At 65.2% G+C, this 11965-nt stretch carries 11 protein-coding genes; 7 read left to right on the forward strand and 4 right to left on the reverse strand.

From position 1 onward, the window contains the following. On the reverse strand, positions 1-3139 hold a 3139-nt coding region (locus tag GXY33_16265), incomplete at its 3' end, for an alpha-mannosidase (GenBank protein ID NLX06693.1). A gap of 117 nt (positions 3140-3256) precedes the next feature. Then, entirely contained in the window at positions 3257-4867 is a 1611-nt protein-coding gene (locus tag GXY33_16270; GenBank protein NLX06694.1) for a phosphoglycerate dehydrogenase, read from the reverse strand. A gap of 201 nt (positions 4868-5068) precedes the next feature. On the opposite strand from GXY33_16270, the gene ruvX reads away from it, so the two are divergent. From ruvX to GXY33_16300, 6 genes are all read left to right on the forward strand, one after another. Continuing rightward, a complete protein-coding gene (ruvX, locus tag GXY33_16275) occupies positions 5069-5500 on the forward strand; it encodes a Holliday junction resolvase RuvX (GenBank protein ID NLX06695.1) in 432 nt (143 codons plus the stop codon). Positions 5501-5581: 81 nt separating this feature from the next. After that, positions 5582-6544 (forward strand): glycosidase, encoded by a 963-nt coding sequence (locus GXY33_16280; GenBank protein NLX06696.1) that lies wholly within the window; start codon positions 5582-5584, stop codon positions 6542-6544. A gap of 58 nt (positions 6545-6602) precedes the next feature. Continuing rightward, positions 6603-6944 (forward strand): hypothetical protein, encoded by a 342-nt coding sequence (locus tag GXY33_16285; protein NLX06697.1) that lies wholly within the window; start codon positions 6603-6605, stop codon positions 6942-6944. Positions 6945-6963: 19 nt separating this feature from the next. After that, on the forward strand, positions 6964-7698 hold the full coding sequence (locus GXY33_16290) for a (Fe-S)-binding protein (GenBank protein ID NLX06698.1): 735 nt from the start codon (positions 6964-6966) through the stop codon (positions 7696-7698). A 1-nt stretch (position 7699) separates the two neighbouring features. After that, positions 7700-9115: a lactate utilization protein gene (locus GXY33_16295; GenBank protein ID NLX06699.1), complete on the forward strand. Its 1416-nt coding sequence runs from the start codon at positions 7700-7702 to the stop codon at positions 9113-9115. After that, positions 9105-9770: an LUD domain-containing protein gene (locus GXY33_16300; GenBank protein NLX06700.1), complete on the forward strand. Its 666-nt coding sequence runs from the start codon at positions 9105-9107 to the stop codon at positions 9768-9770. Before GXY33_16295 ends, GXY33_16300 begins: the two co-directional genes overlap by 11 nt. A gap of 18 nt (positions 9771-9788) precedes the next feature. Here GXY33_16300 and GXY33_16305 read toward each other — a convergent pair whose 3' ends face one another. Continuing rightward, positions 9789-10583 carry an HAD family phosphatase gene (locus GXY33_16305; protein NLX06701.1) on the reverse strand — a complete coding sequence of 265 codons (795 nt, stop codon included), beginning with the start codon at positions 10581-10583 and terminating at the stop codon, positions 9789-9791. Positions 10584-10642: 59 nt separating this feature from the next. Then, positions 10643-11284, reverse strand: coding sequence for a hypothetical protein (locus GXY33_16310; GenBank protein ID NLX06702.1), 642 nt, complete (start codon positions 11282-11284; stop codon positions 10643-10645). 235 nt (positions 11285-11519) lie between these two features. On the opposite strand from GXY33_16310, the gene GXY33_16315 reads away from it, so the two are divergent. Beyond that, positions 11520-11939, forward strand: coding sequence for a hypothetical protein (locus GXY33_16315; GenBank protein ID NLX06703.1), 420 nt, complete (start codon positions 11520-11522; stop codon positions 11937-11939). Positions 11940-11965 lie beyond the last annotated feature (26 nt).

Genomic DNA, 11965 nt, shown 5'->3' on the forward strand with positions numbered 1-11965 from the left:
ACGCCTCCAGCTTGATCGTCATGATCCGGCACGGCAGGTAGTCGAACGCCACCACGCCGTTTTCGATCGTCAGTTCCTGGAGGCTGTTCTCTTCCATGTCGCACAGGCTCGCCCGACGCACCGCGAACGGCAGATCGAAGCTCAGCCGCCCGCGCCCGCGAACGTTCGCCGACTCGTAGAACCGCACCACTGCGGCTTGGCTGTCCTCAGCGCCCTTGAACACCTCCAGCACCAGGTTCTCCGGCTCCAGCCGTAGGAAGCTCTTCTCCGCCGGCGCGGTCCTGCCGCAGGCCGCCACGATCGGCGAGATGTTCAGCTCGCGCGCGTATCGCACCGTTTTGGCCTGGTTCCATCGCCCGGCGTGCGGGTACAGGGCGTAGGTGAATTCATGGAAGCCGCGGTCCGCCTGCGGGTCCGGATTGATTGGCGCCCGCAGCAGCGTCAACCGCATCGTGTTGCCGATCGCGTCGCAGCCGAACTTGCTGTCGTTCAGCACGCTCACCCCGTAATCGCCCTCGGACATATCCATCCACTTGTGGCACGGCACCTCGAACTTGGCGATGTCCCACGAGGTGTTCCGGTGCGTCGGCCGATGGATGTGGCCGTACTGGATCTCGAAGCACGCCTGCGTCTGGTTCACCGTCGCCGGAAACGCCGCCTTCAGCAGCGTCTCGTGCTCGCGCCAGTCCACCCACGTCTTGAAATACACCACCGGGCAGTCGCGGTCGAGGTAGATCTCCTGCCGCACCCGGCTGTTCATCGCCTTCCACTCGACCGTGTAGCCGGCCCGCAGCGGCCCGCCGAACGGCCGGATCTCAGCCAGCTCGATCCGCCCCTTGTAAGGCTTTTCGACGAAGATCCGATCGATCTCCCAGCCGCTGTGCTCCTTGACGAACGGCTTGTCCTCGAAAAGCTGCAACTCGTTGCCCGGTCCGGCCAGGACCTCGCGGCCCGTCGTCTTGTCCACTACCGAATCGAGGTAACCGGTGACCCGGTTGATCGCTACCCGCAGGCAATCGTTCTCGATGGTGCAATTGCCGACCTCAACCGCCCGTTCGACCGCGCCCGTGTCACAGCCCTTGACGATCTGGAGCGTCCGGTATCCCACCGGCGGCAGTTCGCCCGCGTCCACCACGGCCGTCCGGTCGTTGAGCCGCTGGAGCGGCAGCGCCGCCCCGTCCGCGCCGGCCAGTGCCTTGCCTTCGGGCAACTCGACCTCGACCAGGCCCGACCGGCTATGCCCAAGGCTGTTGAACACCGCGAGCCGGTCGCCGCCTTCGCCCAGCAACTTGCCGACCGCCTTGCGCTCCAGCTCGGCTGCCCCGTCCAACGCCTCGTGGTAGATCCGCACCGCGTCCTCGAACACGTCGTGGGCCGACGAACCCGCCATCACGTCGTGGAACTGGTTCAGCAGCACCTTCTGCCACAGCAACCGGAACTCCTGGGCAGGGTAATCGCCCGCGTCCGCCAGCAGTGCCATCGTCTCGGCCCGGCACAGGGCGAACTCCGCCCGGCGGTTGAGCTTCTTGAGCTCCGCGTGCGTGGTCAGCGTGCCGCGATGGAACTCCAGGAACAGCTCGTCCCTCCACTGCGGCAACTGCGACTTGCATATCTCGTACTGCTCATGCAGGAACTCGCCCACCCGCTGCCAGCGGCCGTCGATCCGTCCGCCGAGTTTGTCCAGCGCCCGCATCCACTCGATCATCTCGAAGGTCACGCCGCCTCCGCCGTCGCCCCAGCCGAGCGCGTTGAGCAGCGCCCGCCGCGGCTCCTTGGGAAATCGCCGCTGCCAGCCCAGGTGAATGTCTACCGGGTCCGGCACGCCGTTGTATGTCGCGATCGCCGCGTCCGCCATCCACGGCACCGTCATGAAATACGTCGGAATCGTCGTCCCGTCCGGCCCCGTCCACTCAAAGAAGCTGTACGGAAACCGGTTGTACCGATTCCACGAGATCTTGGTCGTCACGAAAAAGTCGATGTTGCAGCCACGGGCGATCTGCGGCAGCGTCCACGGAAATCCAAACGTGTCCACCAGCCACAGCACCCGGCTCTCGACGCCCAACTCCTCGCGGAAAAACCGCCGCCCGTAGACGAGCTGACGCACCAGCGCCTCGCCCGACGGCACGTTGCAGTCCGGCTCGACCCACATCGCCCCGTCCGCGTCCCACTGGCCCTTGCCCACCGCCTCCCGAATCCGTTCCAGAAGCTGTGGAGCGTCCTCCTTCACGAATTGATACAACTGCGGCTGGCCCTGCTGGAAGACGTACTCCGGATAGCGGTCGATCAGCCCCAAAGCCGTCGTGAACGTCTGGGCCGACTTCTCCCGCGAGACCGCGTACGGCCAGGTCCAGGCGGTATCGATGTGCGCGTGGCCCACGCCCACCAGCGTCACCAGGTCCGGCGTATCCTGCGAGAGCTTCTTGAGGCCCTTTTCCAGATGCTCCAGCCCGCGCGCCAGCGTCGCCCGCGCCGACGCTGCGCCGGTTGAAAAGTCGATCCTCGCCAGCGACGCCTTCAGCAACTCCGCCAGCTCCTGATGCGTCCCGCTGCCCGCCTCCAGCGTCCGCAGCAGCCGACGCACCGCCATCCCCGTATAGAACAGCTTCGCCGCCGTCGGATCGAACCACACCAGCTCGAACGCCTCCAGCAGCCGCGGCCGGGCCTTGCCGATCGGGCCGTGGTCGCGGCCGGCGTAGAACTTCAACAGAAACTCCGCCTCCTTCCTCGCGGCGAACTCTTTCGGCAAAATCGAGATCTCATGACCGCCGAACAGGTGCGGCATTTTCGGCGTGAAACTCTCGTACTCCCTGCCGTCCAGGTACAGAATCGCCCCATGCCCCACACCGGTCTGGAACCCCACGTCCAGTCGCAGACCCAATACCCGCCCGTCCGTCGCCGCCGGCAACGCGGCCTTTCGCCGAATCCACCAGCACTCATCGTGCGTCCCGAACTCAAAAAACCGTCCCGCCTCCTGCCAGGCAAGGGCGTCGAAGTCCTCGCTGTGGATGTATCTGGCCAACGCCGTCCGCGCCACCTCCACCGGAAGCAGGTCGCGGCAGCTCTCGGCGATCAGCGCCCGCACATCGTCCAGCCGGGAATCCGAATACTCCACCAGTTCCGTCTGCAAGCGATCAGTCATCGATCAACTCCTGGGTTCAGAAGAAAAACACACCGTCCGTTCGGGGGGTCTGCGCACACCATACCGCCGGCGCCGACCGGTAGCCATCTTTTTCCATTCGCAGCCGTCAGACGCCGCTTACGCCTCGGTCTCCAGCTCCGGCAGCTCAATATAGTTCACGCCATCCATGAAGGGAAGCTCGGACATCTCCCGCAGGATTGCCTGGCTCGGCTCCTGGTCCAGCGCCAGCACCAGCACCGCCTTCTGCGTCTGCGTCTTGCGGCCGAAGGTCAGCGAGCCGATGTTGATCTTGTGCTGACCGAACAGGTTGCCCACCCCGCCGATCACGCCGGGCTTGTCGTCGTTGAACGAGATGATCATCCGGCCCGCCGGCACCATCTCCATCCGGTAGTCGTCGATCGCCACGATCCGCGGCAGCGATCGGCTGAACACCGTCCCCGTCACGCTGTGCTGCTCCTTGTCCGTCTCGAGCGTCGCCTCGATCAGGGTGGCGAAATCGCCCGCCGCGTGACTCTTGATCTCCTCCACCTCGATCCCGCGCTCCTTGATGAAAAGCCGGGCGTTGACCGCGTTGACCGGCTCATCCGATTGACCCTGCAGCAGACCCACCAGCAGGCTCACCGTCACCGCGCCCGCCTCCAGTTCCGCCATCTCGCCCGAGTAGACCACCTTCAGCTTCCGCGTCCGGCCCTGCGTGACCGAGCCGAGGATCTTGCCCATCCGCTGGGCCAGCGACGCGTACGGACGAAGCACCTTGGCCAGCGACGCGTCAAAACCGGGCGCGTTGACCGCGTTGATCACCTCGCCCGTCTTGAGCACCTTGAGCACCTGCTTGGCCGCGTCAATCGCCACCACCACCTGCGCCTCCTTCGTCGAGGCGCCCAGGTGCGGCGTGCACACCACATTCTCCAGCTCCACCAGTCTGCGGTCCTTCGGCGGCTCTTCCGAATACACGTCCAGCGCCGCCGCCGAGATCGTCCCCGCCGTCAGCGCCTGGTACAGCGCCTCCTCGTCGATGATCCCGCCACGGGCGCAGTTAATCACCGCTGCGCTCTTCTTCATCAAGCCCAACTGCTCCGCCCCGACGATCCCCTTGGTCTGCTCGGTCAGCGGCGTGTGTACCGTCAGATAGTCGCACTGCTTGCACAACGCGTTGACGTCCTCCACCAGTTCGACCCGGCCCTTGAAGCTCGACTCCGTCGGCGAGAAGTACGGATCGAACCCGACCACCCGCATCCCCAGACCCAGCGCCCGCTCAGCCACCGCACGGCCAACCCGGCCCAGGCCCACCACGCCCAGCGTCTTGCCCTCGAGCTGGCGGCCCATAAACTTGTTCCGCTCCCACTCGCCCTTCTTCAACGAATCGCACGCTTTGTACAAATGCCGGGCCAGCCCGAACATCAGCGTGATCGTCTGCTCAGCCGTCGAGATCGTATTCCCGTCCGGCGTGTTCATCACCACGACCCCCTTGCGCGTCGCCGTCGGCACGTCCACGTTGTCCACCCCGACTCCCGCCCGCGCGATCGCCTTGAGACGCCCGGAATGCTCCAGCACCTCCGCCGTCACCTTCGCCCCGCTACGGATGATCAGCCCGTCATACTCGCCCACCACCTTCGCCAGCTCATCCGGCTTCAGGCCCACCTTCACGTCCACCGTCACGTCCTTCTCAGCCTGCAGAATATCCAATCCTTCCTGAGCCAGCTTGTCCGCCACCAGAATTCGGAACATGGTAATACCTTTCCTTCTCGAAAAACCACCGAGATGATCGTTTTGACCTGCGCCGTCGGCCTCCATTATACAAATCCCACCTCTCAACGCCCGCGGTCAGCTTGCGGCAAACCCGCCGGCCTCAGCCGCCCGGCCAACCCGTGCCCGCCGCCTTTTCCCTTTCCCATCCCGCCCCGTTTCTGTAGATTGACGGGCAACGCCATGCCCAGAATCATCGCCATTGACTATGGAACCAAACGCATCGGTCTGGCCGTCGGTGATGCCGCGCTGCGGATCGCCATGCCCTGGGACGTCCTGGACGCCCGCAACGACCCAGCCGCCGACGCTCAGACCGTCTGGGACCACCTCCGCCGCTCCGGTGATCCGGTCGAGACCCTCGTCGTCGGCCTGCCCCTCAACATGGACGGCACCGAAGGCCCGCAGGCCCAGCTCGTCCGGACCTTCGGCCAGGCCCTGGCCGAGCTCTCCAGCCGCCCCGTCGAATATGTCGATGAACGCCTCAGCAGCTTCCACGCCGAACAGAAATTCCGCCCGCCCGGCAAATCCCGCAACCAAAAATCCCGCAAACCCAACCGTCCCCTCGACGCCGTAGCCGCCGCCGTCATCCTCGACGCCTACTTCCGCCAGGAATGAGGCTCCCCATTTGCCTCAACCATTCCTGGACCTCCACGCATCGCCCCGTTATGATAGACCGCTTCGACAGGAGCCGACGCAGTGGCCCAAGAGCTGTTTGAACGCGAGCCTCGCAACCCGATCATCACGATCGCCGATCTGCCCTATCCGGCCAACGCCGTGTTCAATCCCGGCGTGGTTGAGATGGCCGGGCGGGTGGTGCTGCTGCTGCGGGTCGAGGACCGCCAGGGCCGTTCGCACCTGACCGTCGCCCGCAGCGAGAACGGTGTGGACAACTGGAAAATCGACCCTCAGCCGCTGATCGCTCCCGATCCCGACTCGCCGCTCTACCCTTACGAATCCTTCGGCTGCGAAGACCCCCGGATCACCTGGCTGCCCGAGCTGGGCGTCTACGCCATCTGCTACACAGCCTATTCGCCCTTCGGACCCGGCGTGGCCGTGGCCACCACCAAGGACTTCGTCAGCGTCTGCAGGATGGGCCTGATTCTCCAGCCGAACAACAAGGACGCCGCCATGTTTCCCCGCCGGTTCAATGACCGATGGGTCATGCTCCATCGCCCGGTCTCCGGCGCCATCGAGCACATCTGGCTCACGTCGTCGCCCGACCTCGTTCACTGGGGCGCGCCCACGCACCTGGTGCCCGAGCGCGGCGGACCATGGTGGGACGGGGCCAGGGTAGGGGCCGGCGCTCCGCCCATCGAGACGCCCGACGGCTGGTTCCTGATCTACCACGGCGTCAAGACAACCGCCTCCGGCGCGCTCTACCGCCTGGGCATGGCCCTGGCGGACCGGGATGATCCGTCTCGGCTCCTGGCTCGGTACAACTCATGGATTCTCAGCCCGATTGAGTCCTATGAACGCCTCGGAGACGTTCCCAATGTGGTTTATACCTGCGGGGCTATTGTCAGGGGTGACCATGTCTGGTTATACTACGGTGGGGCTGATACCTGCGTGTGTCTGGCGCGGGCAAGGCTCGATCATCTGCTTGAGCAGATCCGGGCCAACCCGGCTCCACAAGGACCCGGTTCCGCGCAGCAGCCCTGACGGAATACAATAAAAAACAAGGACTTACAACCGTAACTCGCCTGTACGGAGATGCCGAATGGCCCGAAGAGAAGTCAAGATTCTCAAGTACACCAAACTCGGTCTGGTCGCGTCGATCCTGGCTGTTCTGGCCGCCCTGGGCACCTTGGTTGTCATCCTCCACGAATGGGACTCCGCTGAAAAGGTCATCGACGCGGGCAGGATCACCAAGCCGATCATCCTGCTCGGCGCTTTCGCAGCGATCATCTTGGGATTTCCCGGTTTTCTGCTCAGCTTGGAAGGGGCCGCCGGCCTCCAGGGCAAGTGGCGGAAACTCGGATGGATCGGCTTCTGGCTCGGGGCGTTCGGAGCCATGGCGGGGTTGGTCCTCGGGTTGTGGTACTACTTCTGGAGGTTCTAGGACACCCTTGGCCCATTCCATGAACGCTACCCTTTTTGTCACCTGCCTGGCTGATACGTTCTATCCCGAGGCGGCGGTCGCCACGCTCCGCGTCCTGCGGCGGCTTGGCTACCACGTCCGCTGCCCCGACGGCCAGACCTGCTGCGGCCAGCCGATGTTCAACGCCGGCCACTTCGACCAGTCCCGCACCGCCGCCCGCCACTTCGTCGACGTCTTCCGCGACGCCCAAGGCCCGATCATCGGACCTTCCAGCTCGTGCGTCGCCATGGTCCGACAGCACTACGATCGCCTCTTCGCGGACGATCCCGCCTACCGCCAGGCGGCTGCCGAACTGGCCAAGCGCACCTTCGAGTTCTCCGAGTTTCTGGTCAAGCACGTCCGCCTGGACCCAGCTGCGATGGGAGCCAGGTTCAACGACTCGGTGACCTACCACTACAGTTGCCATTTCCGCCCGCTGGGCATCGTCGACGAGCCCATCTCGCTGATCCAACGCATTCCCGGCATCGACTATCGGCCGCTGGAGCGGCTGACCCAATGCTGCGGTTTCGGCGGCACGTTCTCCGTGAACTTCCCGCACGTCAGCGAAGGCATGGTCCGCGATAAGGTCGATTGCATCCGCCGCACCGGGGCCAACTGGCTGATCTTCTCCGACGCCGGCTGCGCCATGAACATCACCGGCTACGCCAACCGCACCGGCCAGCCGATCCAGGCCATGCACCTGGCCCAACTCATCGATCAATCACTGGGAACCTGACGTGGCGCCGAAATCCGACTTCTACAGCAATACCGTCGAAGCCACCCGCAAAGAGGGGCTGGCCCAGAAACTCTACAACGCCACCTACCGCCAGCACAGCGGCCGAGAGGCCATCACTCCCGAACTGGGCGACATCAATTCCTTTCGCGACCAGCTCGCCGAGGTCCGCACCCACGCCGTCCGAAACCTCGACCGCTGCCTGGCCGCCCTCGCCGACAACCTCATGGCCCGCGGCGTCCAGGTCCACTGGGCCAAGGACGCCGAAGAGGCCCGGCAGATCGTCCTGCACGTCGCCCGCGTCAACCGCGTCTCCTCCATCGTCAAGAGCAAGTCCATGGCCACCGAGGAGATCGAACTGAACCCAGCCCTCCAGGCCGACGGCCTCGAGGTCACCGAGACCGATCTGGGCGAGTACATCATCCAGCTCGCCGGCCAGAGGCCCGGACACATCGTCGCCCCCGCCTGCCACCTGAGCACTCAGGACATTGCCGACATCTTCCGCGAGAAAATCGGCTACGACGGACCGGTCGAGCCGACCGCCCTGACCATGGCCGCCCGCGCCGTCCTCCGCGAAAAATTCCGCCGCGCCGAAATGGGCGTCAGCGGAGTCAACTTCGCCGTCGCCGATCCGGGACTGCTCGCCGTCTGCACCAACGAGGGCAACGCCCGCTACGCCACCAGCCGCCGCATCCACCTGGCCGTGATGGGCATGGAACGAATCGTGGCCGACCTCGCCGGCGGCGCCCTGGTCATGAAAATGCTCGCCAAGTACAGCACCGGCCAACGCATCACCCAGTACACCAACCTGATCGCCGGGCCCTGCCCGTCCGACGGCGCCCAACAGGTACACCTGGTGATCCTCGACAACGGCCGAAGCCGTATCCTCGCCTCCAGGTACTGGCGGATCCTCACCTGCATCCGTTGCGGGGCCTGCGTCAACGCCTGTCCCGTCTTTCGGCACGTCGGCGGCCAGAGCTACCCCGGCTGTTACAGCGGTCCGGTCGGCACCATCCTGCTCTCGCAGTTCCTCGGCCTCCGCAAGACCGCTGATCTGGCCAAGGCGTGCAGCCTGTGCAACTACTGCGCCGAAGCCTGCCCGACCAAAATGCCGCTGCCCGAGTACATCCTCAGCCTGCGCGACGAAGCCGCCCGCGAAGGACTCGCTCGAACCGGCGAAGCCACCGCCATGAGCGTCTGGGCCGACGTCCTCCGGCGGCCGCGAATCTACCGCCTTGGACAAAAAATGATGCGGTGGGTTCTTAGGCCCCTCAGCCGAAACGGATGGCTCTCCTGGATGCCCGGACCGCCGGGCAACTGGACCCGCGTCAAGGACCTGCCGCTGCCCGCGACCCGCAGCTTTATCCGCCGATGGCGGTCCGGCGAATTCAATCATCCGGAGAACGCCGATGGCCGGTAGAATCCTTGCCAGCATACGCGATGCCCTGCGCTCCGGACCGGTCGCCGCCGAAGTCCAGCCGCAGGCGACGAAGCTCGATGGCCGGCTCGTCCCAGCCGATGCCGATCGCAACCGCCTCGTGGCGACCTTTGCCCAGCGGGCCGAAACCTCCGCCGCCACCGTTCACGTCCTCGACGACGCCGCGAAACTGCCCGAGACCCTCAGCCGGATCATCCCCGCCAACGCCCGCATCACCCTCTGCCATTCTGAAAAAATCGACCCTCGCCTCGGACGAAGCATCGTCTCGGTGCTCGAACCCGTCGGCCGCGTCTTTCTCGCCGCCGATCTCGACGACGAAGGCCTGTTCCGGTCCACCGTCACCGTCGGACCCGTCGACTTCGCCGTCGCCGAAACCGGCTCGATCGCCCTCGCCGCTGACCCGCAGCGACAGCGCCTCGCCTCGCTCGTGCCGAATATCCACGTCGCGGTCCTCTGGGCCGATCAGATCGTTCCCGACCTGATGGACCTCGACGCGTGCTTTCGAAAAGCCTACGGCCAGACCCTGCCCGGCGCCGTCACCCTCATCACCGGACCCAGCAAGACCGCCGACATCGAAATGAACCTCGTCGTCGGCGTTCACGGCCCCGCCCAACTCCATCTGGTCGTCCTGCCGTAACCGATCCAGGGCCGCCGGCTACAACACAAATCGCTCCAGCGCCTCAGCCACGCCGTCGTCGTCGTTGCCGGAGGTGATGTAATCCGCTGCCCGCTTCACGTCGTCCGAAGCCGACGCCATCGCGATCCCCATTCCCGCCAATTCCAGCATGTCCGTATCGTTCGCCGCGTCGCCGATCGCGATCGTCTTCTGCGGCGAAATCCCGTACCGGTCGCATACCCGCTTCAGCGCCGTCCCCTTCGAGACCCCCGCCGACATGATCTGCAGCAGATTCGACTCGCTCTGGGTCATCGCCAGACGCCGTCCGAACCGCTGGCCGATCTTGCGGCGGACCTCGCTCATCTTCGCCGCCGGGCCCAGCAGCAGGACCTTGGTCACCGGCTGGATCAGCCACGTGTCGATCGGACCCAGCACGTCCGGCTGGAACTGCTTCGAGACCTCCGTCTGGTATGCCGGGTTCACCCGGTCGGTGTACCACTGATCCAGCACCTCGATCGACACCAGCGTCTCGCGGTAAATCTGCCGCGCCAGGTCGATCACCTCGCGGGCCAGAAACTTCTCGATCGGCCGATGGAACAGCACCTGCTTGCTCGGCGGGTCGTAGATCAACGCCCCGTTATAGCAGATCACGCACGTGTCCAGCCCCAGCAGCTTGTACGTCTCCGCCACCGAGCGAGGAGGCCTCGCCGAGGCCAGCACGACCCGCACGCCCTGCTGGCGCACCGCCCGCACCACCCGCTGCGTCCGCGCCGTCACGACCTTGCCCGAGGTCAGCAACGTGCCGTCCAGATCGATCGCCACCAGTTCAACCATGGAAAATTCCCGTCATTGCGGATCTCCGCCGTCCGTACCGCTGCGCCCTTGCCCGCCGCTCACCGCGCTCCGCGCAGCCGCCGCCACAACCGCGCCCACCAGCTTCCTCCGCCGCTGGATTGGTCCGGCGATCCGTCCAGATGAGACCGCATCACCCGCAGGCTCGGAAGCTTCTGCCGCATCTGGTGAAGCCGGTCGCGAGCGAACTGCTCCGGATGCTCCCGAAATCGCCGCCGCGACGGCTCGCTAAAAAACGCCTCCTCGCCGGGAAGCTCGCTGTCGTTCGGATAGAACTTCAACGCCTCCTCGAGGCAAAGCGTCGCCTCGTACCCGAGCCGCTGCGCCTCCTTGCGCGACGACTGCTCTGCCGTTGCGCTGATGATCGCGTGGAACAGCGACAGCCACTGCCCGACGTCCAGCAACTCCGACGCCCGCTCGCTCGGATTCACCACCGGCAGCCCGTCGTCCCGCCTTTCATCCGGAACCAGCAGCTTGCTCCGGTCGAACATCAGCCGCTTGCCCGTTCCGCACGTCCGGCACCGGGCGTACCAGATGTCCGCCTGCCCGTCCGGCGTTTGTTCGGTGCTGGCGAAGTCGAACGGCCCGCCCTCGCACCGCTCGCACGGCAGCACCATCAGGTAGAACTGCCGTTCGCTGATGCTTCGAGCGGGCAACCAGTTGTCTCGGTTGGTCTGGGTCATCGGCCTGTCGCTGTTAATCATGGACGTTCGGACGTTTCACCGGCGAAACGACGTTTCAGATCGGCATCGCTCATCCCCCGTGCCTTCGCCTGCCCTTCCCGTCGGTCCGGTAATAGCCTTGCCACGCCTCCATACGGCGGCTATTATCGGACCCGATCCATCTTCCACTTTGGCACCACAATTGCTCCGTGGTTCCTACGGCAATTATATTCAACCGCCCTGCGGAGGTGGAAGAATGAAACGGCAACGCCATAAACACGAATGGATTCCTCCCGCCGGAACGCCGCCGGCAGCCCTCGCCGCTGCGCCTCGCAGCGGCCGGCGACCGGCCCGCCTCCTGGCCGCTGCCCTGTTGGCGGTCCTGCCGCTGTTCCTCGGCTGCGCCGCATGTTGCGGCCGCAACGACCACGAATCGCTGCTCAACGAGCTGTACGTAAGCCCCGGCTTGGTCTTGAGTTCTTCGCCCGCTCCGAGGGTGGATCCGGAAATGTTCACCTATCGTTCGCTCTGGCCCGCCACCGAAGGCTATCTCGATGTCGGCGAAACGGTCTTCTATCGCGTTCGCTGGAGAGATCGCCAGAGCATCACCCCCGGGGTCCGAGACTACTCCTACCGGATTTTCGACAGCTATCGGGTGGGAACTCAGTTCCGCTAAAACCTGTCGCCACCGCTACTTGCAGT

The organism is Phycisphaerae bacterium (genome assembly GCA_012729815.1).
In the GTDB taxonomy this organism is placed as follows: Bacteria; Planctomycetota; Phycisphaerae; order JAAYCJ01; family JAAYCJ01; genus JAAYCJ01.

Coding starts and splice junctions, on each gene's coding strand:
- GXY33_16315 (NLX06703.1), top strand. CDS start 11,520: ATGAAACGGCAACGCCATAAACACGAATGGATTCCTCCCGCCGGAACG.
- ruvX (NLX06695.1), top strand. CDS start 5,069: ATGCCCAGAATCATCGCCATTGACTATGGAACCAAACGCATCGGTCTG.
- GXY33_16270 (NLX06694.1), bottom strand. CDS start 4,867: ATGTTCCGAATTCTGGTGGCGGACAAGCTGGCTCAGGAAGGATTGGAT.
- GXY33_16290 (NLX06698.1), top strand. CDS start 6,964: ATGAACGCTACCCTTTTTGTCACCTGCCTGGCTGATACGTTCTATCCC.
- GXY33_16310 (NLX06702.1), bottom strand. CDS start 11,284: ATGACCCAGACCAACCGAGACAACTGGTTGCCCGCTCGAAGCATCAGC.
- GXY33_16285 (NLX06697.1), top strand. CDS start 6,603: ATGGCCCGAAGAGAAGTCAAGATTCTCAAGTACACCAAACTCGGTCTG.
- GXY33_16300 (NLX06700.1), top strand. CDS start 9,105: ATGGCCGGTAGAATCCTTGCCAGCATACGCGATGCCCTGCGCTCCGGA.
- GXY33_16305 (NLX06701.1), bottom strand. CDS start 10,583: ATGGTTGAACTGGTGGCGATCGATCTGGACGGCACGTTGCTGACCTCG.